Source organism: Kitasatospora sp. NPDC048722 (assembly GCF_040650235.1).
In the GTDB taxonomy this organism is placed as follows: Bacteria; Actinomycetota; Actinomycetes; order Streptomycetales; family Streptomycetaceae; genus Kitasatospora.
Genome location: NZ_JBEZGX010000042.1, coordinates 58,030 through 83,365 on the forward strand (window position 1 = coordinate 58,030; position 25,336 = coordinate 83,365).

Here is a 25,336-nt window from a genome sequence, read left to right on the forward strand (position 1 = left end):
CGCCGCACATGTACGAGCTCAACCGGGTCCGCCTCTATTCGATCGGACCGGCCGGCGCCCGCTACGCCGACACGGTGCTCGACCTGCGCGGCGTCGGTGAGCCCGTCGCCGACCCGGCTCCGCAGCAGATCGGCCTGTTCGGCGAGGACGGCGACGGCCCGGTGCGCCGCCCGGCCCCGGCCGGCGTGCTGTTCCTGGAGAACGGCGGTGGCAAGTCCGTCCTGCTGAAGCTGATCTTCTCGGTGATGCTCCCGGGCCACCGCAACACCCTGGGCGGCGCCAGCTCCGGAGTGCTGCGCAAGTTCCTGCTCGCCGACGACTGCGGCCACGTGGCCCTGGAGTGGCAGCACACCGTGACCGGCGAGCTGATCGTCGTCGGCAAGGTCAGCGAGTGGCGCGGCCGCCAGGTCTCCTCCGACCCGCGCAAGTTCGCCGAGACCTGGTACTCCTTCCGCCCCGGCCCAGGCCTGACGCTGGACTCGCTGCCGGTGGCCGAGCGGGTCAGCCTGGCCGGCGACCAGAAGGCCCGCGGCCGGCGCCGCACCATGAAGGGCTTCCGCGACGCCCTCACCGAGGCCGGCAAGGCCCACCCGTACCTCGACCTGGTCTTCGAGGACGGTCACGACCGCTGGACCGAACACCTCGGCGAGCTCGGCCTCGACCCCGAACTCTTCCGCTACCAGCGCGAGATGAACGCCGACGAGGGCGAGGCGGCCGGCCTCTTCGCGGTCAAGCACGACAGCGACTTCACCGACCTCCTGCTGCGCGCCGTCACCGACACCCGCGACACCGACGGCCTGGCCGACCTCGTCCACGGCTTCGCCGCCAAGCTCGGCCTGCGCTCCGAGCTCACCGCGGAGCGCGACTTCACGGCCGGGTCGCTCGACCTGCTGGAGCGCATCGCCGAGTCCACCGTCGCGCGCGAGACCGTCCGCGAGGCCCACCGCACCGCCGAGCGCCGCACCCGGCGCCTCGCCCACGCGCTGGCCTCCCGCGCCACCGCCGAGCGCGACCGCGCCCAGGACCTCGCCGTCGAGGTCGCCGCGGCCGCGAGCGCCGTCACCGCCGCCGAGGCCGACCGCACCCGGCACAACCTGATCGCCGAGGAGCTCACCTACCGGCATGCCACGCTCAGCCTCGCCGCGGCCACCGCCGAGGCCGCCGCGCTGCGCCGCGAGCTGATCGACGCCCGCACCCTGCACTCCGCGTGGCAGGCCGCCGAGGCGGTGCTGCGCCAGCGCGCCGCCGCCGACCGGGTGGCCCGGGTCGCCGCCGCGATCCGCGAGGCCGAGCTGGACGCGGCCCCGGCGCTCGCCGCCCGTGCGCGCGCCGCCACCGCGCTCGCCCGCGCCCTGGAGACCGCCGCCGCGGCGGCCGAGTCCCGCGCGGACACCGAGGAGCAGCGCGCGAGCGAGCTCCAGGAGGACGGCGCCAAGGCGCAGTCCGACGCCACCGAGGCCGCCACCGCGGCGCAGAAGGCCCGCAGCGAGGTCGAGCACCTGCGCCAGCGCCTCGTCGAGGTCGAGCAGGAGACGGCCGCCGCGGTCGAGGCCGGTTTCATCGACGCGGACGGCGACGTCGACCCGGCCCGGGCCGCGCTGCACGCCGCCGACGTCGAGAAGGCCGCGAGCGCCGCGCTCAGCCAGGCGCGGACGGTCGCCGAGGCCGCCGCCGCCCGCCTGCGCGAGGCCGCCGCCGCGACCGGCCGGGCCGAGCTCGCCGCCGAGCGCGCCGGCGACGCCCGCAAGGACGCCGCACGCTCGCTGGCCGCCGAGCAGCGCACCGCGGCCCTGCTCGCCACCGAGCCGCGCCTGGCCGACCTGCTGTCCCTGACGCCCGCCCCCACTGACTGGCACGAAGACGGGTCCGGCGCCGACGAGGAGGCCGGGTACCTCACCCCCGCCGTCCTCGACCGCAACGCCGAGTACCTGCGCGAGCTCCTCGACGAGGCCATCGCCACCGCCGAGCGCACCCTGTTCGACCTGCGCACGGCCGCCGCCGACGACTCCCGCATCCTCGCGGCCCTCGGCGACGGCGGCCTGCTGCCGCCCGGCCCGGACGTGCTCGCCACCGTCGAGTACCTCGCCGAGCACGGCATCCCGGCCCTGCCCGGCTGGCGCTACCTGGCCCAGTCGGTCGACCCGGCCGACCACGAGGCGATCCTGGCCGCCCGGCCCGAGCTCGTCGACGGTGTGGTCGTCACCGACCCCAACTCGCTGGACCGGGCCCGCGAGGCCCTGCAGTCGGCTGCGCTGCTGCCCCGGTCGACGGTCGCCGTGGGCGCCGCCGCCTCGCTGATCGCCCCGATCACCGACGAGCCGGCGTTCTTCCTCGTGCCGCCGAACCCGGCCATGCACGACGAGTCCGCCGCCGACGGCGAGCGCCGCGAGCTGCGCGCCCGCGCGAGCGCCCGCGAGGAGCACATCCGCGAACTCGCCGCCCGCCTCGGCGCCGACCGCGCCCTCGCCGCCCGCCTCGCCTCCTGGCACGCCAGCTGCCCGCCCGGCACCCTCGCCGAGCTCTCCGCCGCCGCCGAGGCCGCCCGCGAGCACGCCGAGCAGGCCGCTGCCGCGCTCGCCACCCTGCGCGCCGACCACGACGAGGCCGAGAGCGACCACGCGGCCGCCGCCTGCGCCCACGAGGAGCACCGCGAGGCCGCCCAGCGCGCCCGCCGCCGCGCCGACGCCCTCTCCGGCCTCGCCTTCCGCCTGCGCGAGCGCGCCAACTGGTCCCGCCGCCAGCGCGAACTCGCCGACGACGCCGCCGAGTGCGACCGCCGCCAGACCCAGTGCGCCGAGCGCGCCCGCACCTGCGACGAGGACCGCCGCGCCGCCCAGCGCGCCGCCGACGACGCCCGCCGCACGGCCCGCGCCCTGCGCGCCGAGCGCGCCGAGATCCCCGCCGCCGAGCAGGCCGACGAGCCGGCCGACACCGCGCCCGCCGCGCTGCCCGCCCTGCGCGAGGCCTACCGCGCCGCCTCCCAGCTGTACGAGAAGGTCGGCGTCGGCGCCGACCTGCGGGCCGAGCAGGCCCGCGCCGAGGGCGACGAGGCCGCCGCCGCGGCCGAGCTCGACCGGCTGACCAACAAGGTCCGCACCCGCGCCGAAGAACTGCTCGGCAGCCCCGACGGCGCGGACGGCCCCGCCCGCCAGGCCGCCGCCGCGCGTGCCGAGGAGCTGGTCGCCACCATCGAGGCCCGCTCCGCCGCCGCGAGCGAGCAGCTCGGCCGCCTGCGCGGCGACGCCGAGCGCTCCGCCCCCGTGGACGGCGAGGCGCACACCGAGCTGCCCGAGGAGCTCGTCCCCACCGACCCCGAGCACGCCCAGATCCTCCTGCGCACCGCCACCAACCGGCTGGCCGAGCGCCGCGAGGCCCTGGAGGCCGCCCGCACCGCGCACGCCGATCTCCAGCGCACCTTCGACGCCGCCCAGTCGGCGGCCGGCGCGTTCGACGAGCTCGCCGGCCAGCTCCGCGACGGCCTGCGCGACAGCCAGGACGACGCGGACCACCCGGCCGAGCCGTACCTCGGCGCCCTCCCCGAGGCGCGCACCGCCGTCGCCGAGGCCCGCCGGGCCCTGCGCACCGCCGTCGGTGAGCTGTCCTCCGCCGAACTCGCCGTCCGCGACGCCTCCGACGCGCTCGTCCGGCACGCCAACGCCGCCCGCTACGAGGCCGTGCGCACCCCCGCCCGCCAGCAGATCCGCGAACTGCCCGCCTCCGCGCTGCCCGAGCACGCCGCCGCGTGGGCCGCCGCGTTCGCCCCCCGGCTGCGCGTGCTCACCGACGAACTCGCCCAGCTGGAGCGCAACCGCGGCTCGATCGTCGACCGTCTGCGCGGTCTGGTCGAGTCCTCGCTCACCACGTTGCGCGCCGCCCAGCGGCTGTCCCGGCTGCCCGAGGGCCTGGGGGAGTGGTCGGGCCAGGAGTTCCTGCGGATCCGCTTCGAGGACCCGGACCACGCGACCCTCGTCGAGCGCCTCGGTGAGGTCATCGACGAGGCCACCCGTGCCGCCGTCAGGAAGAACAGCGACCTGCGCCGCGACGGCATGTCGCTGCTGCTGCGCGGGGTCGCCGCCGCGATCGGCCCGAAGGGCGTCAGCGTCGAGATCCTCAAGCCGGACGCGGTGCTGCGCGCCGAGCGGGTCGGCGTCGGCCAGATGTCCGACGTCTTCTCCGGCGGCCAGCTGCTCACCGCCGCCATCGCGCTCTACTGCACGATGGCCGCGCTGCGCGCCAACGACCGCGGCCAGTCCCAGCTGCGGCACGCCGGCACGCTGTTCCTCGACAACCCGATCGGCCGTGCCAACGCCACCTACCTGCTGGAGCTCCAGCGCGCCGTGGCCGACGCGCTCGGCGTCCAGCTCATCTACACCACCGGCCTGTTCGACACCACGGCGCTCGCCGAGTTCCCGCTGGTGATCCGGCTGCGCAACGACGCCGACCTGCGGGCCGGCCTCAAGTACATCTCGGTGGAGGAGCACCTGCGTCCGGGCCTGCCCGCCCCGCAGGACCCGGACGGGCCGGCCATCCACGGTGAGATCACCGCCACCCGGATGTTCAAGCGGCCCGCGGAGGTTCCCGACCGGTCCTGAACTGGTTAGCGTGACCGGCATGCTGACGATCGCGCACCTCAGTGACATCCACCTCGGCCAGGACCACCGCCGGGACCGCGGCGAGCGGGCCCGGCGGCGGGCCGAGCGCGTGATGGCCCACCTCGAGGCCCTGCCCGGCCCGCTGGACGCGGTGCTGGTGACGGGCGACCTCGCCGACCACGGCCTGGCCGCCGAGTACGAGCAGGTCGCCGAGGTGCTCAAGTCCCGGCACCGGGTCCTCATCTGCCCGGGCAACCACGACAGCCGGGCGGCGTACCGCGAGGTGTTGCTCGGCGGGGCGGCGCAGGACGAGCGGGCGGACGGTCCGGTCAACCGGCTGCACCGACTCCCGGGCGCGGACGTGCTGATGCTCGACTCGTCCATCCCGGGCCGGCCGGACGGCCTGCTGGACGAGGAGACGCTCACCTGGTTGGACGCCGAACTCGCCGCCGGGCGGACCGAGTCGCCCGCCCTGGTGGCCTTCCACCATCCGCCCGTCGAGCTGGCCCTGCCGACCGTCGACGGCATCCGGCAGTTCGGAGAGGCCGGCCTCGCGCGCGTCCTCGGCCGCCACCCCCGCGTCGCCGGCCTGCTCTGCGGCCACTCCCACACGCCCGCCGCGACGACTTTCGCGGGGCTCCCGCTGCTCGTCGCCCCCGGTGTGGTCTCCACCGTCACCCTCCCGTGCGAGGGCGGTGACGGCATCTCCTTCGCCCACCCGCCGATGCTCGCCTTCCACGTCCTGGACGGCGACCGCCGGCTCACCACCCACTACCGCGTGGTGCCCGAGAACTGACCCCGCGACGGTCCTTGCGACGGACCCCGTGACTGGCCCGGCCGCGGGAAGGGCCGGGCCGCGAGCGGTTCCTGGACCGCGGCCCGGCTCCCGGCCATCGGCGTCGCCGAGTTGGGCGCGCGCATCCGCTGCGCGGCGACCTGGCGCGAGACCAGGATCTCCAGCAGGCACCACATCGTGCCGAACACCCCGAGCCCCATCGCCATCAGCGCGGGCGTCATCAGCCAGCTGCCCGCGTACGAGGCGAGCGTCGCGACGACCACGCCCACCAGCGTGAAGGAGAACGAGAGCACCGCGCGGACGGCGGCGGCGCGCACCTCGTCGGGCAGGCGGCGACGGCGGCGTGGCACGGACATCGGGCGACCCCAGGCGCGAGTTCGGCGGCGGGCACGGAACGGGCGCTCGCGTTGAGCGCCCCCGTACGAACTCTGCCCCGTGCAAGCCGGACCATGCGTCCGAATCCACCGAACTGCCGTCAAATCGTGTGATCCGGCCCGATTCGTCCGCGGCCGGTCCGGAGGCCGGTCCGCCGGCCCGTCCGGTCACGGCCCTCAGCCCAGCTGCTGGTTGAGCTCCTCCAGTGCGCCCGTCACGATCGTCCGCATCGCCTGCTCGGCGTGCTCGCCGTCCCCCGCGCAGATCGCCTCCGCCACCTCGCGGTGCAGCCGGATCGCGTACGGCTCCGGCTGATGGGGCATCAGATGGTACTCGGTCCGCCCGGTGAGCACCGCACCCACGGTGTCCCCGAGGTGGGCGAACATCTCGTTGCCGGAGGCTTTCAGGACGGTGGCGTGGAAGGCGATGTCGTGGCGGAGGAAGGTGGTGAGGTCGGCGGCCCGCGCCGACATCGTCAACTCGACGGCCAGAGAGCTGAGTTCGCGGCGGTGGTCATCGCTTGCGTGGACGGCGGCGAGCGCGGCGGCGGCCGGTTCGACGGCCACCCGCAGCGAGCCGAGCGAGCGCAGCTGCGCCGGACGGTCGGCGCCGGCCAGCCGCCAGCGGATCACCAGCGGGTCGAAGACGTCCCAGTCGGACTTCGGCTGCACCGTGATCCCGACCCGCCGCCGCGAGGCCACCATGCGCATCCCCTCCAGGATCCGCACCGCCTCCCGCACGACCGTCCGGGACACCCCGAACCGCGCCTCCAGCTCCTCGCTGCGCAGCACCGCGCCCACGGGGATCTCTCCCCCGGCGATCGCCGGCCCGAGCTCGTCAAGCAGCCGCCCTGGCAGCCCCTGGATCTCCATCCGCCCAGCCTAGACGCCGCCCCCGCCGGACAGCCCCACCCCCTGCGGGCACCCTGCCCGCTTAAAAGTATGACGATTTGGTTTCTACCACTTGAATACGTCATATCTTTGGGGCGATAGTGGCGGCCAGGCAACGAAGGAGCACCACCCATGGCTCTCAGCGTCGAGAACCACGACCTCCCCCCGACCCCTCCCACGATCGTGGTGATGGGCGTCTCCGGAGTCGGCAAGACCACCCTGGCCCGCCTGCTGGCCGACCGCCTCGGCCTCCCCTTCGCCGAGGCGGACGACTTCCACCCGGCGGCCAACATCGCCAAGATGTCGGCCGGCATCCCGCTGGACGACGAGGACCGCGCCCCCTGGCTGCGGGCCCTCGGCGGCTGGCTCCGGGAGCGCGCCGAGTCCGGCGACGGCGGTGTGGTCACCTGTTCGGCGCTGAAGCACCGCTACCGCGACACCCTGCGCGCGGCCTGCCCGGGCGCCTTCTTCCTGCACCTGAGCGGCGGTCACCGGCTGGTCGAGGACCGGCTCGCCCACCGCACCGGCCACTTCATGCCGCCGTCGCTGCTCGACTCCCAGTACGCCGCGCTCGAACCCCTGGGCGCGGACGAGCGCGGCGCCGTCCTGGACGTCGGCCCGTCCCCCGAAGAACTCGTCGAGATGGCCGTGGCACTGCTACGGCCCGTCAATGGAGACCTCGCGTGAGTATGTCCCCCACGACTCTGCTGGCAGCGGCCGCCCCACCGGCCCTGCCGCACACCGGCAGTGACTCCCAACTGCTGGTCGCGGTGCTGCTGAGCATCGGTGCGATCGTCCTGCTGATCACCAAGCTGAAGATGCACCCGTTCCTCGCTCTCACGCTCGGGTCGGGCCTGCTGGCCGCGGTCGCCGGCGTGCCGTTCGACAAGCTGCTGAACAGCTTCTCGACGGGTTTCGGATCGACCGTGGCGAGCGTCGGCCTGCTGATCGGCCTCGGAGCGATGCTCGGCAAGCTGCTCGCCGACTCGGGCGGCGCCACCATCATCGCGGACACCGTGCTGGCCCGGTCCGGCCGCAGGGCGCTGCCCTGGGCGATGGCGCTGATAGCGGCGGTGCTCGGCCTGCCGCTGTTCTTCGAGGTCGGCGTCGTGCTGCTGATCCCGATCGTGCTGCTGGTGGCGCGCCGCGGCAACGTGCCGCTGATGCGGATCGGCATCCCCGCCCTCGCCGGCCTGTCGGTGCTGCACGGCCTGGTGCCCCCGCACCCGGGCCCGCTGGTGGCCGTCGACGCGCTGAAGGCGGACCTCGGCATCACCCTGGCGCTCGGCCTGGTGATCGCGATCCCGACCCTGATCATCGCCGGCCCGCTGTTCGCCCGCGTGGCGGAGCGCTGGGTGGGGCCCTTGGAGATCCCGGCTGCCACCGCCCCGGAGGAGAGCGCCCGGCCCGAGCGCACGCCGTCGTTCGGCGCCGTCCTGGCGACCATCCTGCTGCCGGTCGTGCTGATGCTCGGAAAGGCGCTCGCGGACGTCGTGATCGACGACCCGAAGGCGCTCGGCCGGCGGGTGTTCGACTTCGTCGGGTCGCCGCTGATCGCGCTGCTCGCCGCGACCCTGCTCGGGATGCTGACCCTCGGGCGGGCGGCGGGCTTCGACCGGGCCCGGATCTCCGACACCGTCGGCAAGTCGCTGGGCCCGATCGCCGGCATCGTGTTCATCGTCGGCGCCGGCGGCGGCTTCAAGCAGACCCTGATCGACGTCGGCGTCGGCAACGCGGTCAGCGAGTGGTCCGGAAAGTGGCACGTCTCGGCGCTGCTGCTGGGCTGGCTGATCGCCGTGCTGATCCGTCTGGCCACCGGCTCGGCGACGGTCGCCACCATCACCGCGGCCGGCATCGTCTCCCCGCTCGCGGCGACCATGTCCTCGACCCACGCGGCGCTGCTGGTCCTCGCGATCGGCGCCGGCTCGCTGTTCCTCTCGCACGTGAACGACGCCGGCTTCTGGCTGGTGAAGGAGTACTTCGGGATGAGCGTCGGCCAGACGCTGAAGTCCTGGTCGGTGATGGAGACGGTGATCTCGGTCGTCGCGATCGCCCTGATCATGCCGCTGAGCCTGATCGTCTAGTGCCGTGCCGGGGGTCGCACCACGGTGGACCCGTCCGGCCGCGGCACTGGCGGCACCCCGGACCACGCAGGGCCGGCACCCGTACCGAAACGGGTGCCGGCCCCCGGCGCGCTGCGGGGAGCGCCCTAGCCCAGCACCCCCGACAGCACCGCCGCCGTCGCGTCGAGCAGGTCCTCCGCGACGGTGCCGCCCGCGGCCGTCCGTGCCAGCAGCCCCTCCCGCGCGGCGAGCATCACCGCCGCGGCCTGCCCCGCCGTGGCGCCCGGGGGCACGAGTTCGGGCAGCGCCCGCGTCAGCACGCCGGCCAGCGCCGCGGAGACCTCGCGGTCGTGCGCGGCGACCCGCTCGGCGAGCCCTTCCGTGCGGGCGACGACCAGCCGGAACTCCAGGAACAGCAGGATCCACCCGGTCTCCGCCGGCTCGACCCGCAGCAGCGCCTCGACGAGCCTCCGGGCCCGTTCCCGCGGGGCGAGCGCCTCGCAGGCCGCGGCCAGTTCCTCCAGCTGGGCGATCCGCCCGGCCGCCTGCTCGTCGAAGAGCGCGAGGAGGAGGTCCTCCTTGCTGCCGAAGTTCGAGTAGAAGGCGCCACGGGTGTAGCCGGCGGCGGCGCAGACGTCCTCGATGCTCGTCCGCGCGAAGCCCACGGTCAGGAAGAGCTCGCCCGCCGCGGCCAGCAGCCGCGCACGGGTGTGGACGCGCCGGCGCGGCGGCCGCGGAGCGGGCGGCTCGGCGACCGGTCCGGAGGGAGGTGGGTTCACAGGGCAACGATACATGGTGTATTCAGTACGAGTCGTATTCAATACGAGCCGTACTGAAACCGGCCGACCCCGGAGGTCCCGCCCATGAGCCGCCTGTTGATCACCAACGCCCGCCTGCTCCACCCCGAGGACGGCGTCCGCACCGACCTCGGCTGGATCGAGGTCGCCGACGGCCGGATCGCCGCCACCGGCCCCGGCCGGGCGCCCGCCGCCGGCGACGACGTCCGGGTGCTCGACGCCGCGGGGGACACCGTCCTGCCCGGCCTGATCGACGCCCACGTCCACCTGCTCGTCACCACGCTCGACCTGCACGACGTTCCGAACTGGACCCCCGGCTACGCGACCGTCCGCGCCCTCGCCGAGGCCGGGCGCATGCTGCGCCGCGGCTTCACCACCGTCCGCGACGTCGGCGGCGCCGACCACGGCATGACCCGCGCCCTCGACGAGGGCCTCGCGCTCGGCCCCCGGCTGCTCCACGGAGGCAAGGCGCTGTCGCAGACCGGCGGCCACGGCGACCTGCGCCCGCTCGGCGACGACGCGCTGCCCTGCTGCGAGTCCCGTCCGAACTTCGGTCGGATCGCCGACGGCGTGGACGCCGTCCGGGCCGCCGCCCGCGACGAGTTCCGCAAGGGCGCCCGCCACCTGAAGGTCCTGATGTCGGGCGGCGTCGCCTCCCCGCACGACGAGATCGGCGCCGTCCAGTACAGCGAGGCGGAGATCCGGGCAGCCGTCGAGGAGGCGGAGAACCACAACCGCTACGTCACCGTGCACGCCTACCACCCGCGCGCGATCGACCGGGCGCTGCGGGCCGGCGTGCGCTGCGTCGAGCACGGCAACCTGCTGGACGACACGACGGTCGAGCTGCTCCTGGAGAAGGACGCCTTCCTGGTGCCGACCCTCGTCGCGTACGAGCAGACCGCGAAGCTCGGCGCCCGCTCCGGCCTGCCGCCGGCTTCGGTCGGCAAGCTCGCCGAGGTCCGCGACCGCGGCCTGGAGGCCTTGGAACGCGCCCACCGCGCGGGCGTCAACCTCGTGTACGGAAGCGACCTGCTCGGCCCGCTCCATCCCGCGCAGCTGGAGGAGTTCACGATCCGCGCCCAGGTGCAGCCGGTCGCGGACGTCCTGCGCTCGGCGACGACGACGGCGGCCCGACTGCTCGGCATGGCGGGCGAGATCGGCACGCTGGCGCCGGGCGCCCACGCGGACCTCCTGGTCGTCGACGGTGACCCGCTGGCCGACGTCACCGTCCTCACCCGCCCGGACCGCCACCTGCGCCACGTCATCAAGGCGGGGCGGCCGGTCTGAGCGGACGGCGAAGGGCGGGCGTCCGGAATCCCGAACGCCCGCCCCTCAGGCGGTGGTCACCTCAGTGCGACCCGCCAGCCGTCCTCCCCGTTCCGCCCGCCGGGCCGGAGCGTGAGCTCTTTCGTCTGTCCGGTGTCGTGGAAGGTGACGACGACGGTCTGCCGGTCCGTCGGGTCGTCCTGGAAGTCGGCCGTGACCGCTCCCTGGGCGCCCTTGCGGAACTCCCGGACCCACGCGGCGGAGATGCTGCCGGCGTCGCCGCCGTCCGAGGTGCCCAGCTTCGCGAGCCGGTCCCCGGACCCGTCGGCGATCCGCCACACCACCTGCTGCACCACGTCCAGCGTGCCGGGCACCGGATACCCCGTCACCTCGAGGTGCGGGTGCGAGGAGTAGTCGCTCCTGAACTGCAGCTCGGCGTCCGACAGCACGTCGTTCAGCGTGGTGACGCCCTGTCGGCCGTGCTGGCGCAGCTCCATCCTGGATCCCCAACTGACGACCACCGCAGCGTGGTTGATGTTGCGCTCGTTGCGCCACTTGAAGAAGACGATGTCGCCGGGCCGAGCGTGGTACGTGCTGGTCAGCCAGGTCGAGGACCGGTGGTTCAGCAGGTGCCGGTGCAGGTTGGCGGCGCCCGCCCAGGTGTAGCTGCGGTTCACGTGCGAGCCGAAGAACCAGTAGTCCTGCTTCCACCACGCGCTGTCCCAGCTGCGCCAGCCGGCGCGGGTGTGCATCCCGCCGCCGTAGTAGAGCGCCTTGGAGGCGAAGTTGGTGCAGTCCTGGCCGTACTCCCACCTGGTCCCGACGTTGCGGCGGGCCCAGTCGGCGGTGCCGTTGTAGTCGTACCCGGCCGGGACGGCGCCGCCGGCGGGGGCCTGGGCGGCCTGCGCCTCGGCGAGGGAGCGCGGGCGCTTGCCGCCGGGGCCGGCCAGCTTCATCGCGTGGGGGTGCCCGGCCGGGGCGACCGAGCCGTCGGGCGCCGCCCGGAGCGTCAGGTCGACGTCGGTCCACGCGCCGTCGCGCAGGAAGCGCACCGGCCCGGCCGACAGCTCGGTGGTGAGGGTGCCGTCCGGGTTCACCCAGGTGGTGGACACCTCACTGCGCTCGGACACCGCCTCGACGCGCTGACCGGTGGTCCGCGCGGCCACCCGGGCGGCGGCGATGCTGCCGGTCGGGTCGGTGGCGGCCACCACCGGCGGTTTGCCGGGGGAGGGCTTGGGCTTCGGCTTGGCCGCGAAGGCGACCGGCGCCGCAGCCGTCAGTGAGAGTGCCAGGGCGATGGCCAGCGCACCGCCGACGGTCCGTCTTGGGGGATTCATGGGTGCTCCTTGGCCAACTGTTGGTGAACAGCGGTCCGGAGCATAGGGAAGACCGGCCGGAAAGATGATCACGGCAAGCCGGGGCAAACCACCCCGGATCCTGAGGATTCCGCCGGGAACTTGATCCGATCGTGACGCGAACGACCGAGGGGCGGACACGCCGGGTGATCCGGGTGCCCGCCCCTCTCGGACGGAATCGCTACTGCGGCGAACTGCCAGCCGGCAGCGAGCAGTTACGTGCTCCCACGCTTCGCGAGGCTGTGCTTACTTGCTCCCACGCTTCGCGAGGAAGGCCTCGACCTCGTCGCGGATCTCCGGCGTGTCCAGCCCGCGCACCGTCATGGTCGTGCGGCGGCGCAGCACGTCGTCCGCCGTGTACGCCCACTCGTTCTCGGCGGCGTAGGCGACCTGGGCCCACACGTCCGGGCCGTCCTCGTGGATCGGCCGGCCGAGCTCAGGGTTCTCGTCGATCATGCGGGCGATCTCGAAGGACAGGGTGCCGTAGTGGCTGGCGAGGTGCTTGGCCACCAGCGGCTCCATGCGGGAGCCGGGCTCGCGGTCGATCAGCAGGCGGTGCGCGACGGCGTTCGGCGCGCCGACGCCCGGCAGCGGGACGGTCGGGGCGATCGGGGACATGTCCTCGGCGAGGCCGGTGCCGGGCACGTGGGCCAGCTTCTCCAGCACGGCGCGGCCGATGTGCCGGTAGGTGGTCCACTTGCCGCCGGAGACCGACAGCATGCCGCCGCGGCCCTCGGTGACGACGGTCTCGCGCTTGGCGGCGGCGGTGTCGCCGGGGCCGCCGGGCAGGACGCGCAGGCCCGCGAAGGAGTAGGTGATCAGGTCGCGGTCGAGGTGCTCGTCGCGGATGGCGTGCGCGGCCTCTCCCATGATCTGGTCGATGTCGGCCTGGGTGGCGCGGACGTCCTTCGGGTCGCCCGTGTACTCCTCGTCGGTGGTCCCGAGCAGGACGTGGTCCTCCCACGGGATGGCGAAGGAGACGCGGTACTTGTCGATCGGGATGGTCAGCGCGGCGCGCCACGGCGAGCGGCGCTTGACGACGACGTGCGCGCCCTTGGAGAGGCGGATCGACGGCGCGGCGCCGGCGTCCTCCATGGTGCGCAGGTGGTCGACCCAGGGGCCGGTGGCGTTGAGCACCAGGCGGGCGTTGACGCCGAACTCGCTGCCGTCGAGGCGGTCGCGCACCTCGGCGCCGGTGACCCGGCCGCCGGTGAAGCGCAGGCCGGTGACCTCGGCGTGGTTGAGCACGACGGCGCCGGCGTCGACCGCGGCGCGGACGGTCATCACGGCGACGCGCGAGTCGTTCATCTGGTGGTCGCCGTAGACGGCCACCGAGCGCAGGCCCTCGGTGCGCAGCGCCGGCACCTGCTGGGCGGCGTGGGCGGCGGTGGAGACGCGGCCCATGCCGTCGCGGAAGGCGGACAGCGCCGAGTACAGGAACACGCCGGCGCCGAGCTTGGCCGCGCCGTGCGGGCCGCCCTTGTAGACCGGCACGAAGAAGGTCAGCGGGTTGACGAGGTGCGGGGCCACGTCGGTGGAGAGCGCGCGGCGCTCCTTGTGGTTCTCCGCGACCAGCTTGACCGCGCCGGTCTGCAGGTAGCGCAGGCCGCCGTGGACGAGCTTGGAGGAGGCGCTGGAGGTGGCGCCGGCGAAGTCGCCGGCGTCGACCATGGCGACCTTCAGGCCGGCCTGGGACGCGGTCCAGGCGACGGCCGTGCCGAGGATGCCGCCCCCGATCACCAGCAGGTCGTAGGTGGCCTTGCCGAGCAGCTCGCGGGTCTCGGCGCGGGAGGCGGTGCGGCCGGCGGTGCGCTCGGCGCCCAGGGTCGGGATGGTTGCCATGGTGGTTGTGTACGGCGCGCTGGTCGGGCTGCGCCGTTACTCCTCTCGTGTGCGGTGCGGCCCCTGCGGAGAGGCCGGTGGGCCCGTTTGCGGCGGGCCGGTCAAAACGCGGTGACACCTGCTGCTGGAACAGCGGGCAGCCGGCCGGGGCACGGGGCCCCGACCGGCGTCACGGTCAGTTGTTCTCTTCCTCCTCCACCCAGCCCATGGTGCGCTCCACGGCCTTGAGCCACTTCTTGTACTCGCGCTCGCGGGTGGCCTCGTCCATGCGCGGGGTCCACTCGGCGGCGCGGTGCCAGTTGGCCCGCAGGGTGTCGAGGTCGTTCCAGAAGCCGACGGCGAGTCCGGCCGCGTAGGCCGCGCCGAGGGCGGTGGTCTCGGCCACGTACGGGCGCTCGACCGGGGCGTCCAGGACGTCGGCGATGTTCTGCATGAGCAGGTTGTTGCTGGTCATGCCGCCGTCGACCTTGAGCGCGGTGAGCTCGACCCCGGAGTCCTTCTGCATGGCGTCGACGACCTCGCGGGTCTGCCAGGCGGTGGCCTCCAGGACGGCCCGGGCCAGGTGGCCCTTGGTGACGTACCGGGTCAGGCCGGCGATCACACCGCGGGCGTCGGAGCGCCAGTACGGGGCGAACAGGCCGGAGAAGGCCGGGACGAAGTAGGCGCCGCCGTTGTCCTCGACCGTGTTGGCGAGGGTCTCGATCTCGGCGGCGGTGGAGATGATGCCGAGCTGGTCGCGCAGCCACTGGACGAGCGAGCCGGTGACGGCGATCGAGCCTTCCAGGGCGTACACCGGGGCCTGGTCGCCGATCCGGTAGCCGACGGTGGTCAGCAGGCCGTGGTACGAGTTGACGATCTTCTCGCCGGTGTTGAGCAGCAGGAAGGTGCCGGTGCCGTAGGTGGACTTGGCCTCGCCCTCGTTGAAGCAGGTCTGGCCGAACAGCGCGGCCTGCTGGTCGCCGAGCGCGGAGGCCACCGGGACGCCGGCCAGGTCGCCGACGGCCTCGCCGTAGACCTCGGCGGAGGAGCGGATCTCCGGCAGGACGGCCATCGGCACGCCCATCGACTCGGCGATGGCCTCGTCCCAGGCGAGGGTCTTGAGGTTCATCAGCATGGTGCGGCTGGCGTTGGTGACGTCGGTGACGTGCTTGCCGCCGTCGACACCACCGGTGAGGTTCCAGATCACCCAGGTGTCCATGGTGCCGAAGAGGATGTCGCCGGCCTCGGCGCGCTCGCGCAGGCCCTCGACGTTGTCCAGCAGCCAGCGGATCTTCGGACCGGCGAAGTAGCTGGCCAGCGGGAGGCCGGTCTCGCGGCGGAAGCGGTCCTGGCCGACGTTGCGGCCGAGCTCGCGGCAGAGCGCCTCGGTGCGGGTGTCCTGCCACACCAGTGCGTTGTGCACGGGCTCGCCGGTGTTCTTGTCCCACAGGACGGTGGTCTCGCGCTGGTTGGTGATGCCGATCGCGCGGATGTCGTCCTTGGTGAGGCCGGCCTTCTCCAGCGCGCCGCGGACGACGGACTGCACCCGGGTCCAGATCTCGGCGGCGTCGTGCTCGACGTAGCCGGGCTGGGGGAAGATCTGGCGGTGCTCCTGCTGGTCGACGGAGACGATGCGGCCGTCGGCGCCGAAGATGATGCAGCGGCTGGAGGTGGTGCCCTGGTCGATCGCGGCGATGTAGTTGCCAGTGGAGGTCATGGGGAGGTCCTCGGCTCGGGTCGGGGGGATGACGGGGTGGGTGGGCCTGACGCGGTCGGTCGTCCGGTCAGTCCCCGTGCTCGGCGGGTTCGAACCCGTCGCTTAGAACAGGGCGTTGTAGAGCACGCCGGCCAGCGCGCCGCCGGCGAGCGGGCCGACGACCGGGATCCAGGCGTACGACCAGTCCGAGCCGCCCTTGTTCGGGATCGGCAGGATGGAGTGGATGATGCGCGGGCCGAGGTCACGGGCCGGGTTGATCGCGTAGCCGGTCGGGCCGCCGAGGGAGAGGCCGATGCCGACGACGGTCAGGGCCACGATGAGGGTGCCCATGCCCTTGAGGTCGTTGGCGCCGAGGGTGAGGATCGCCATGCAGAGGACGAAGGTGCCGATGATCTCGGTCATCAGGTTCTGGACGGGGTTCCGGATCTCGGGACCGGTCGAGAAGATGCCGAGGGTGGGCTCCTCGTTGGCCTGGAACTGGCCGAGGTAGGTGAGCCAGACGAGCGTGGCGCCGATCATCGCGCCGAGCATCTGGGAGCCGAGGTAGAGCGGCACCTGGCTCCAGTCGCCGCTCTTGACCGCGAGCGCGATGGTGACGGCCGGGTTGAGCTGGGCGCCGGACTTGGGCCCGGTCATGTAGGCCGCGATGAGGACCGCGAAGCCCCAGCCGAAGGTGATCGCCAGCCAGCCGGCGTTGAAGGCCTTCGACTTCTTGAGGGTCACGGCGGCGCAGACGCCGCCGCCGAGGAGTATCAGGGCGGCGGTGCCGAGGGTTTCGCCGACGAAGACGTCGCCGTTGGAGAACGCGGACACAAAGACTCCCTTGTCCATGAGGCCCGGAGGTGCGGGTGGGGGCGGGCGGCCGGGTGATCGCTGTGCGGGTGAGCGCGCCGTGGGAGTGATCTTCCCGGCCATCGTTCGACAATGTCGACCGTCATGCGGAAGCTTCCTCCCCAGGTCGGCCCCACGTCAAGGCGGGGTTACGCAGCTGTGACCCTCGCCTCGGTCCGCTCCCCGAAGTTACCCAGCGGAGTGTGCCGAATCGGGGCAAAACGCCAAGGCGCGGACAGGCCTACCGCCCGTCCGCGCCTCAGCGTGACGATTCGACTCCGGTGCTCAGAACCGGCCGGCGCCCAGATCGCGCGAGATCGCCCGCGCCGCGCTGCGCACCGAGGCCACCAGCGAGGGCCGCACGAAGCCGTCCTCACACACCCGCTCCACCGGCCCGCTGATGCACACCGCGCCCACCGGGTTGCGCCGCCGGTCCTGGATCAACGCGCCGATCGAGGCCACGCCCTCCCAGGTCTCCTCGATCGAGTCCGCCCAGCCGCGTTCGCGGATCAGCGCGCACTCCGCGTCCAGGTCGCTCGCCTCGGTCAGCGTCCGCAGCGTGTAGGACTCGTACGGTCCGTCGCCCAACTCCCCGCGCGCGACCGGGTCGTAGGCCACCAGCACCTTGCCGAGGGCGGTGCTGTGCAGCGGCTGCATCGACCCGACCTCCAGCACTTGCCTGGTGTCGTCCGGCCGGAACACGTGGTGCACGATCAGCACGCCCTGGTGGTGCAGCACCCCGAGATAGACGGTCTCGCCCGTTGCCCGGGCCAGGTCGTCGGCCCACACCAGCGCCCGCGCGCGCAGCTCGTGCACGTCCAGGTAGCTCTGGCCGAGGCGCAGCAGCTCGGCGCCCAGCTGGTACTTGCCGCTCTCCGGGTCCTGTTCGACGAACCCCTCCTGCTGCAGCGTGCGCAGGATGCCGTGCGCGGTGCCCTTGGCGAGGTCGAGCGCCGTCGCGACCTCGGACAGGCCCAGGCGGCGCTCGCCGCCGGCCAGCAGGCGCATGATCGCGGCGGCCCGGGAGAGCGACTGGATCGGGCCGGGCATGGGTACCTCCGCGCTGACAGGCGGTCGACATTGTCGACCGCAGTGATAACGGGACGAGTTTGCCAGGCGTTCGGTGCTCCGTGCACCTTCCCCCTCGGTAACCCGCGCTCGGCCGCCTGTTAACCTCCGCGGCCCCGGGTCCGTTCCGGGTCCGGCTCCGGGTTCCGTTCCCGGTCCGTCCCCGCCCCGGCCTCAGCCCCGCCGGACGGTCACCTCCGCCGCCAGCGCCGCGATCCCGTCCGGCCCGACCCGGCAGCACCCGCCGACCAGCCTGGCCCCGTCCGCGAGCCAGCCTCGCACGCGCGCCGAGCGGAACGTCGGCTCCCCGCGCCAGCCCCGCGTCTCAGGGTCCCAGTGCTCCCCGCTGTTCGGGTACACCACCACCGGCTTTCCCGTCACCTCCGCCGCCAGGGCCACCGCCAGGTCCGCGTCCTGCGGAGTGCAGCAGTTCACGCCCACCGCCACCACCTCGTCGACGTCCCGCGCCAGCGCGAACGCCTCGGCCAGCGGCTGCCCGGCCCGCGTCCGGTCGCCCGCGATGCTGTACGACAGCCAGGCCGGCACCCCGAGCCCCCGGACGACCTCCAGCACCGCCTCCGCCTCGTCCGCGTCCGGCACCGTCTCCAGCGCCAGCACGTCCGGGCCCGCCGTCGCGAGCACCTCCAGCCGCGGCCGGTGGAACGCCACCAGCTCCGCGACGCTCAGCCCGTACCGCCCGCGGTACTCCGAACCGTCCGCCAGCACCGCGCCGTACGGCCCCACCGAGGCCGCCACCCAGCGCCGCCGCCCGCCCGGTTCGCCGCGCGCCGCCTCCCGGGCCAGTTCCACGCTGCGCGCCATCAGCCGCGCCGACTCCGACCGGCTCAGCCCGTGCCGCGCGAAACCGTCGAAACTCGCCTGGTAGCTCGCGGTGATGGCGACCTCCGCCCCGGCCGCGAAGTACGCCCGGTGCGCCTCCACCACCGCCTCCGGCGCGTCCGCCAGCAGCCGCGCCGACCACAGCTCGTCCGACAGGTCGTGCCCCTGCGCCGCCAGCTGGTTCGACATCCCGCCGTCCAGGACCAAGGGGCCGGCCGCCAGCGCGGCGGCGAAGTCCGACGGGGGAGTGGCGGGCATGGGGGCCTCCTCGGGCACGGTCATGGCTGGTCACAGCCTAGGAGCCGAGCGCCCTCGCCCGCCCGGAAAACCGTTTGCCGGGCCGGAACGGACTCGCTACGTTGTGCTCATCCCGAGAACGACGGTCGCGGCCCCGCCACGGCCCCACGCAAGACGCCCGGGCGCGGTACGAGCCAGGGCGGCAGGTCAGAGCGCGTCCGAGCGCGACAGCACACCGGCACGAGACGACAGCACGGAGACGCCGACGATGGCCGCCGACGAGCCCCGCCCGCCCCACACCGGCCCGCACCACAGCGGCCCGGAGGCCGAGCGCGAATGGCTCGCCGCCTACGACCCGCGCGCCTACACCCCGGTGGCCGTCACGGTCGACGTCGTCGCCCTCACCCTGCGCGAAGGACGCCTCCACGTCCTTCTCGTCGAGCGCGCCGCCCCGCCCTACCAGGGCTCCTGGGCGCTGCCCGGCGGCTTCCTGCGCGCCGGTGAGGAGGGCCTCGACGAGGCCGCCGCCCGCGAACTCGCCGAGGAGACGGGCCTGGTGGGCAGCTCCGACCTGGAGTCCGCACTCAGCCGCATCCACCTCGAACAGCTCGGCACCTACGGCGCCCCCCACCGCGACCCGCGCATGCACGTCGTCTCCGTCGCCTACCTCGCCTTCGCCCCCGACCTCCCCGACCCCCAGGCCGGCACCGACGCCGCGGCCGCCGCCTGGTACCCGGTCGACGGCCTCGCCCTCGGGCCCGCCGGCCCCCCCGAGACCGCCGCTGAGCCCGCCGACACCCACGGGGGTGGCGTCGGCGGGCCCAGCGGCCCCATCACGCTCGCCTTCGACCACGCCCGCATCCTCACCGACGGCCTCGACCGCGCCCGCGCCAAGATCGAGTACAGCCCGCTGGCCACCGCCTTCCTGCCCCCCGACTTCACCATCCCCGAGCTGCGCGCCGTCTACGAGGCCGTCTGGGACGAGAAGCTCCACCCCGGCAACTTCCACCGCAAGGTCCTCTCCGTCCCCGGCTTCGTCGAGAGCACCGGCACCACCACCGAACGCGGCGGAGCCCGCGGCGGCCCCCGCGCCCGCACCTACCGCGCCGGCGACGCCCGCCTCCTCCACCCCGCCCTGCTGCGCCCCGCCCGCGAGGACGAGATCCGCTGACCGCCCGCCGCCGTCCCCGGACTACCATCCGGACATGACCACCGACGACGTGACGAGCACGGTCAACCGCCCCTTCTCCCACTGCCACTTCTGCGGAACGCCCTACCCGCCCGGCACCCGCGACTGGCCCCGCACCTGCCCCGGCTGCACCGAGATCAGCTACCGCAACCCGCTGCCCGTCGCCGTCACCGTCCTGCCCGTCACCCGGCCCGACGCCGACCCCGCCCTCGTCGTCATCCGCCGCACCATCGAGCCCGGCTACGGCGAACTCGCCTTCCCCGGCGGCTACATCGACTTCGGCGAGACCTGGCAGCAGGCCTGCGTACGCGAACTGCGCGAGGAGACCGGCATCCAGGCCGACGCCGCCGACGTCACCCTCGTCTCCACCTCCTCCGACCCCCACGGCCGCTTCGTGTTCCTCTGCGGTCTGCTCCCCGCCCGCCCCCTCACCGAACTCCCGCCCTCGCGCCCCACCGACGAGACCGACGGCTGGCTGCTCGCCGACCCCGACACCCGGCTCGTCTGGGACTTCCACACCAACGTCTCCCGCGCCTGGTTCAACGGCGAGCTCGACCGCCGCTGACCAGCCCGCCACTCCCGCGGCAGACCCTGGCGCAGCGGCCGCTCACATGGCATGGTCTGCACCGACAGCCCAACCGGACGGGCCCGCCACGAGCACTCCCGTCCCCACCACCGGCCGGGAGACCACTACCGTGAGCACCCCCCTCCAGGACCAGCCGCTCTGGCGCCCCAACCCCGCTCGCGCCGCCGCGACCAGCCTCGTGGCGTTCCAGGCCTGGGCCGCCGAACACCACGGCGCCCCGGCCGCCCCGCTCGCCCCGGCCGACGACGACCAGCAGGCCGCCGAGCGCTACGCCGCCCTGCACGCCTGGTCCACCGAGGACCTCGGCCGGTTCTGGACCGCGGTGACGCAGTGGTTCGACGTCCGCTTCACCGAGGCCCCCGAGACCGTCCTCGCCGACCCGGCCATGCCCGGCGCGCGCTGGTTCCCCGGCGCCCGCCTCAACTACGCCGAGCAGGCCCTGCGCGCCGCCGAGGACCCCGCGAACGCCGACCGCCCCGCGATCCTCCACCTCGACGAGACCACCGAGCAGCCGGCCGTCCTCACCTGGTCCGAACTGCGCCGCCAGGTCGGCTCCCTCGCCGCCGCCCTGCGCGCCCGCGGCGTTCGCCCCGGCGACCGCGTCAGCGCCTACCTGCCCAACGTCCCGCAGGCCGCCGTCGCCCTCCTCGCCACCGCCGCCGTCGGTGCGATCTGGACCAGCTGCGCCCCCGACTTCGGCGCCCGCAGCGTCCTCGACCGCCTCCAGCAGATCGAGCCCACCGTCCTGTTCGCCGTCGACGGCTACCACTACGGCGGCAAGGACCACGACCGCACCGACGTCGTCGCGGAGCTGCGCCGGGAACTCCCCAGCCTGCACACCGTCGTGCACGTCCCCCTGCTCGGTGCCCCGGCCCCCGAGGGCGCCCTCCAGTGGGAGGACCTGACAGCCGCCGACGTCGCCCCGGTCTTCGAGCCGGTCCCCTTCGACCACCCGCTCTGGGTGCTCTACTCCTCCGGCACCACGGGCCTGCCCAAGGCCATCGTCCAGAGCCAGGGCGGCATCCTGCTCGAACACCTCAAGCAGGTCGGCCTGCACCTCGACCTCACCCCGCAGGACCGCTTCCTCTGGTACACCTCCACCGGCTGGATGATGTGGAACTTCCTGCTCGGCGGCCTCCTCGTCGGCGCCACGATCGTCACCTACGACGGAAGCCCCGGCCACCCCGACACCGGCGCCCTGTGGTCGGTCGCCGCCCGCACCGGCGCCACCGTCCTCGGCACCTCCGCCGCCTACGTCATCGCCAGCCGCAAGGCCGGCCTCCACCCCGGCCGCGACCTCGACCTCTCCGCCGTCCGCTGCATCGGCACCACCGGCTCCCCGCTCCCGCCCGACGGCTTCCGCTGGATCTACGACGAGGTCAAGGAGGACGTCTGGCTCGCCTCCGTCAGCGGCGGCACCGACGTCTGCTCGTGCTTCGTCGGCGGCGTCCCCACCCTGCCCGTGTACCTCGGCGAGATCCAGGCCCCCTGCCTCGGCGCCGCCGTCGAGTCCTGGGACGTCCAGGGCCACCCGCTCACCGACACCGTCGGCGAACTCGTCGTCACCAAGCCCATCCCCTCCATGCCCACCGGCTTCTGGAACGACCCCGAGGGCACCCGGTACCACGACAGCTACTTCGACGTGTACCCCGGCACCTGGCGCCACGGCGACTGGATCACCGTCACCTCCCGCGGCACCGTCGTCATCCACGGCCGCTCCGACTCCACCCTCAACCGCCAGGGCGTCCGGATGGGCTCCTCCGACATCTACGAGGTCGTCGAGCGCCTGCCCGAGATCGCCGAGTCCCTCGTCATCGGCCTGGAGGAGCCCGACGGCGGTTACTGGATGCCGCTGTTCGTCGTCCTCGCCCCCGGCGCCGAACTCGACGACGACCTCATCGGCCGCATCCGCACCTCGCTGCGCACCGAACTCTCCCCGCGCCACGTCCCCGACGAGGTCATCACCGTCCGGGGCCTGCCGCACACCCTCACCGGCAAGCGCATCGAGGTCCCGGTGAAGCGCATCCTCTCCGGCACCCCGCTGGAGCAGGCCGTCAACCCGGGCTCCGTCGACAACATCGACCACCTGCGCTTCTTCGAGCAGCTTCGCCGCGACCGCCGGTCCTGACGAACGCCGAAGGGGCGCCCCCGGCCGGGAGCGCCCCTTCGTCTCTCCACTCCTGTGCACTCGCCTGCTTACTCGCCGGAGAGCACCTGCTGCGCCGCGGCGCGCGCCTCCTCGGCGCTGTCCGTGGCCCGCGCCGCCTCGGCGGCCCGGCGGCACTGCGCCAGCGTGTACTTGGCCAGCGTCGACCGCACGTACGGGATCGACGCCGCGCCCATGGACAGGCTGGTGACGCCCAGGCCCGTCAGCACGACGGCCAGCAGCGGGTCGGCGGCGGCCTCGCCGCACACGCCGCAGCTCTTGCCCTCCACGTGCGCCGCGTCGGCGGCCGAGGCGATCAGGTCGAGCAGCGCCGGCTGCCACGGGTCCTGCAGCCGGGCCAGCGCGCCCACCTGACGGTCGGCGGCGAAGGTGTACTGCGCGAGGTCGTTGGTGCCGAGCGACAGGAACTCGACCTCCTGGAGGATCGCCCGCGCCCGCAGAGCGGCCGACGGGATCTCCACCATCGCGCCGAACTTGGCGTTCAGACCGGCCTCGCGGCAGGCGTCGGCGAAGTCCTTGGCGTCCTTGCGGTCGGCCACCATCGGTGCCATGACCTCGAGGTGGACCGGCAGTCCGTCGGCGGCCCTGGCCAGCGCGCGCAGCTGCGTCCGCATGACCTCGGGGTTCTCCAGCAGGGTGCGCAGACCGCGCACGCCGAGCGCCGGGTTCGGTTCGTCGGCCGGGGTGAGGAAGTCCAGCGGCTTGTCCGCGCCCGCGTCCAGCGCCCGGACGACGACCCGGCCCTCCGGGAACGCCTCCAGCACCTTGCGGTACGCCTCGACCTGCTTCTCCTCGCTCGGGGCCTGCGCCGAGTCGTCGAGGAACAGGAACTCGGTGCGGAACAGGCCGACGCCCTCGGCGCCGTTCTCCAGCGCGGCCGGTACGTCCGCCGGACCGCCGACGTTGGCCAGCAGCGGCACCCGGTGCCCGTCCGAGGTCCGGCCCGGACCGGTGGACGCGGCCAGCGCGGCCTTGCGCTCGGCAGCGGCGGCCCGCAGCTCGTCCTGCTTCTCCTGCGTCGGCTCCAGCAGCACGTCGCCCGAACTGCCGTCCACGGCCACCACGGTGCCCTCGGCGACGTCGGTCGCCCCCGGCAGAGCGACCACGGCCGGCACGCCCATCGCTCGCGCGAGGATGGCGCTGTGGCTGGTCGGCCCGCCCTCCTCGGTCACGAAACCGAGCACCAGGGTCGGGTCCAGCAGCGCGGTGTCGGCCGGAGCCAGGTCCCGGGCGAACAGCACGTACGGCTCGTCGCTGTCCGGCACGCCCGGCATCGGCACGCCCATCAGCCGCGCGACGATGCGGTTGCGCACGTCGTCCAGGTCGGCGACGCGCCCGGCCAGGTACTCCCCGGCCGACGCGAGCAGCGCGCGGTAGGCGGCGAAGGCGTCGTAGACGCCGCGCTCGGCACTGCTGCCCACGGCGATCCGCCGCGCCACGTCCGCCATCAGCTCCGGGTCCTGCGCCATCAGCGCCTGGGCCTCCAGCACCGCCTGGGCCTCGCCGCCGGCCAGGTTGCCGCGGGCGTTCAGGTCCGCTGCCACCGCCTCGACGGCCGCCTGGGCTCGGGCCTGCTCGCGCGGGGCGTCCTCGGCCGGTATCTGGGTGGCCGGCGGCTCCAGCACCGCCGTCCCCATGTGTCGCACCTGGCCGATCGCGACCCCGTGGCTCACACCCACGCCGCGCAGCGTCTTCGTCATGTCACCTGTCTCCGCTGAGATGAGCGGCCCCGCCGGGAACCGCTGTGTGGGGGCCGCCCCGTCATCTCGTCCGGGGCGGATGTGGGGAAAGATAGAGAGAGGTCAGCTCCAGCTGAACAGCTTGTCGCCGGCCTGGGTCTCGCCGTCCTCGCGGACGTCGCCCAGCGAGTCGGCGGCGGCCTCCAGCGCCACGATCGGCGAGATCGGCGACTTGCCCGCGGCCTCCACGTCGGCCGGGTTCCACTTGATGACGGCCTGACCGCGGGTCACCGTGTCGCCCTTGTTGACGAGCAGCTCGAAACCCTCGCCGTTCAGCTGCACGGTGTCGATGCCGAGGTGCGTCAGCACTCCGTGCCCGTCCGCATCCACGACGACGAACGCGTGCGGGTGCATGGAGACGACGACACCATCCACCGGAGCGACCGCCTCGGTCGGCTCGCGCACCGGGTCCACCGCGGTGCCGGGACCGACCATCGCACCGGAGAACACCGGGTCGGGGACGTTGGCGAGCCCGACGACCCGTCCGGTCAGCGGCGACGTCACAGTGGTCATGGTTTGTGCCTCCCAAGTGCGCAGTACAGCGAAGGGCCGCGAGCAGCGGCGCGACGATCAACTGAAGCCTAAATCATGTCAACTTCGGACATCTGTCGACATTCTCGGGCGAAGACTCACGCCCCGCCCGCCTTGCCGGCCGGCAGCACACCAACCCGTTAGTGGTCTAGTCCTCTTGGTCGATGCGCCGCACTCTACAGGCATCTTGGCGAATCGGGACCATTGCTGTATATGCTCGCGAGAGCAACAAATCATGCCGCCGACCGGGTGACACCCCGGCGCGCCCCGATTCGCACTCCGGCGGACGACCCGCTATGGTTGGGCGAGTCGCCGCGAGTCGGCGGTTAACAGCAGATTTCAGATGTGAAAAGCGCCGGAAACGGCACGGCAAACATCTGGTAAGCTGGAAACACGAAAGAACGAAGCGCCCGGAGGGCCCGCTGGAAGGCGGCTCGAAGGAAGTGTCCGTTCCTTGAGAACTCAACAGCGTGCCA

The 25,336-nt window shown here is 73.7% G+C and carries 19 protein-coding genes; 8 read left to right on the forward strand and 11 right to left on the reverse strand.

Going from position 1 to position 25,336, the window contains the following annotated elements:
* The first annotated feature begins 8 nt into the window (after positions 1 to 8).
* Positions 9 to 4,592 (forward strand): hypothetical protein, encoded by a 4,584-nt coding sequence (locus AB0C76_RS27750; protein WP_359970769.1) that lies wholly within the window; start codon positions 9 to 11, stop codon positions 4,590 to 4,592.
* A gap of 19 nt (positions 4,593 to 4,611) precedes the next feature.
* Positions 4,612 to 5,388 (forward strand): metallophosphoesterase, encoded by a 777-nt coding sequence (locus tag AB0C76_RS27755; RefSeq protein ID WP_359970771.1) that lies wholly within the window; start codon positions 4,612 to 4,614, stop codon positions 5,386 to 5,388.
* Here AB0C76_RS27755 and AB0C76_RS27760 read toward each other — a convergent pair.
* Together AB0C76_RS27760 and AB0C76_RS27765 are read right to left on the reverse strand one after the other, a co-directional pair.
* Entirely contained in the window at positions 5,364 to 5,744 is a 381-nt protein-coding gene (locus AB0C76_RS27760; RefSeq protein WP_359970772.1) for a hypothetical protein, read from the reverse strand. The genes AB0C76_RS27755 and AB0C76_RS27760 overlap by 25 nt on opposite strands.
* Positions 5,745 to 5,939: 195 nt before the next feature.
* Positions 5,940 to 6,635, reverse strand: a complete 696-nt coding sequence (locus AB0C76_RS27765; RefSeq protein ID WP_359970775.1) for an FCD domain-containing protein — start codon at positions 6,633 to 6,635, stop codon at positions 5,940 to 5,942.
* Between the two features lie 150 nt (positions 6,636 to 6,785).
* Here AB0C76_RS27765 and AB0C76_RS27770 point away from each other — a divergent pair, with 150 nt between their 5' ends.
* A complete protein-coding gene (locus AB0C76_RS27770; RefSeq protein WP_359970777.1) occupies positions 6,786 to 7,340 on the forward strand; it encodes a gluconokinase in 555 nt (184 codons plus the stop codon).
* 2 nt (positions 7,341 to 7,342) lie between these two features.
* Positions 7,343 to 8,737 (forward strand): gluconate:H+ symporter, encoded by a 1,395-nt coding sequence (locus tag AB0C76_RS27775; RefSeq protein WP_359970818.1) that lies wholly within the window; start codon positions 7,343 to 7,345, stop codon positions 8,735 to 8,737.
* A gap of 125 nt (positions 8,738 to 8,862) precedes the next feature.
* Here AB0C76_RS27775 and AB0C76_RS27780 read toward each other — a convergent pair whose 3' ends face one another.
* The gene (locus tag AB0C76_RS27780; RefSeq protein WP_359970779.1) at positions 8,863 to 9,495 is read right to left on the reverse strand and encodes a TetR/AcrR family transcriptional regulator; all 633 of its coding nucleotides are present in this window, start codon (positions 9,493 to 9,495) and stop codon (positions 8,863 to 8,865) included.
* A gap of 84 nt (positions 9,496 to 9,579) precedes the next feature.
* Here AB0C76_RS27780 and AB0C76_RS27785 point away from each other — a divergent pair, with 84 nt between their 5' ends.
* Positions 9,580 to 10,800, forward strand: coding sequence for an amidohydrolase family protein (locus AB0C76_RS27785; protein WP_359970781.1), 1,221 nt, complete (start codon positions 9,580 to 9,582; stop codon positions 10,798 to 10,800).
* Positions 10,801 to 10,856: 56 nt separating this feature from the next.
* Here AB0C76_RS27785 and AB0C76_RS27790 read toward each other — a convergent pair whose 3' ends face one another.
* From AB0C76_RS27790 to mmuM, 6 genes are all read right to left on the reverse strand, one after another.
* On the reverse strand, positions 10,857 to 12,116 hold the full coding sequence (locus AB0C76_RS27790; protein ID WP_359970783.1) for an amidase domain-containing protein: 1,260 nt from the start codon (positions 12,114 to 12,116) through the stop codon (positions 10,857 to 10,859).
* Between the two features lie 264 nt (positions 12,117 to 12,380).
* Positions 12,381 to 13,976 carry a glycerol-3-phosphate dehydrogenase/oxidase gene (locus AB0C76_RS27795; protein ID WP_359970785.1) on the reverse strand — a complete coding sequence of 532 codons (1,596 nt, stop codon included), beginning with the start codon at positions 13,974 to 13,976 and terminating at the stop codon, positions 12,381 to 12,383.
* Positions 13,977 to 14,151: 175 nt separating this feature from the next.
* On the reverse strand, positions 14,152 to 15,672 hold the full coding sequence (glpK, locus tag AB0C76_RS27800) for a glycerol kinase GlpK (protein ID WP_359970787.1): 1,521 nt from the start codon (positions 15,670 to 15,672) through the stop codon (positions 14,152 to 14,154).
* Between the two features lie 102 nt (positions 15,673 to 15,774).
* Positions 15,775 to 16,485, reverse strand: coding sequence for an MIP/aquaporin family protein (locus AB0C76_RS27805; protein ID WP_359970789.1), 711 nt, complete (start codon positions 16,483 to 16,485; stop codon positions 15,775 to 15,777).
* A 303-nt stretch (positions 16,486 to 16,788) separates the two neighbouring features.
* Positions 16,789 to 17,553 (reverse strand): IclR family transcriptional regulator, encoded by a 765-nt coding sequence (locus AB0C76_RS27810; protein WP_359970791.1) that lies wholly within the window; start codon positions 17,551 to 17,553, stop codon positions 16,789 to 16,791.
* Positions 17,554 to 17,745: 192 nt separating this feature from the next.
* Positions 17,746 to 18,669, reverse strand: a complete 924-nt coding sequence (gene mmuM / locus AB0C76_RS27815) for a homocysteine S-methyltransferase (RefSeq protein ID WP_359970793.1) — start codon at positions 18,667 to 18,669, stop codon at positions 17,746 to 17,748.
* Between the two features lie 247 nt (positions 18,670 to 18,916).
* On the opposite strand from mmuM, the gene AB0C76_RS27820 reads away from it, so the two are divergent.
* The 3 genes from AB0C76_RS27820 (at position 18,917) to AB0C76_RS27830 (ending at position 22,551) form a co-directional block, all read left to right on the forward strand.
* Positions 18,917 to 19,819, forward strand: a complete 903-nt coding sequence (locus AB0C76_RS27820) for an NUDIX domain-containing protein (RefSeq protein ID WP_359970795.1) — start codon at positions 18,917 to 18,919, stop codon at positions 19,817 to 19,819.
* A gap of 34 nt (positions 19,820 to 19,853) precedes the next feature.
* Positions 19,854 to 20,402: an NUDIX domain-containing protein gene (locus AB0C76_RS27825; protein WP_359970797.1), complete on the forward strand. Its 549-nt coding sequence runs from the start codon at positions 19,854 to 19,856 to the stop codon at positions 20,400 to 20,402.
* A 130-nt stretch (positions 20,403 to 20,532) separates the two neighbouring features.
* Entirely contained in the window at positions 20,533 to 22,551 is a 2,019-nt protein-coding gene (locus AB0C76_RS27830) for an acetoacetate--CoA ligase (RefSeq protein WP_359970799.1), read from the forward strand.
* A 68-nt stretch (positions 22,552 to 22,619) separates the two neighbouring features.
* On the opposite strand, the gene ptsP is transcribed toward AB0C76_RS27830, so the two are convergent.
* Positions 22,620 to 24,290, reverse strand: a complete 1,671-nt coding sequence (ptsP, locus tag AB0C76_RS27835) for a phosphoenolpyruvate--protein phosphotransferase (RefSeq protein ID WP_359970801.1) — start codon at positions 24,288 to 24,290, stop codon at positions 22,620 to 22,622.
* Between the two features lie 102 nt (positions 24,291 to 24,392).
* Complete coding sequence (locus tag AB0C76_RS27840) at positions 24,393 to 24,842, reverse strand: PTS glucose transporter subunit IIA (RefSeq protein ID WP_359970803.1); 450 nt, start codon at positions 24,840 to 24,842, stop codon at positions 24,393 to 24,395.
* Positions 24,843 to 25,336 lie beyond the last annotated feature (494 nt).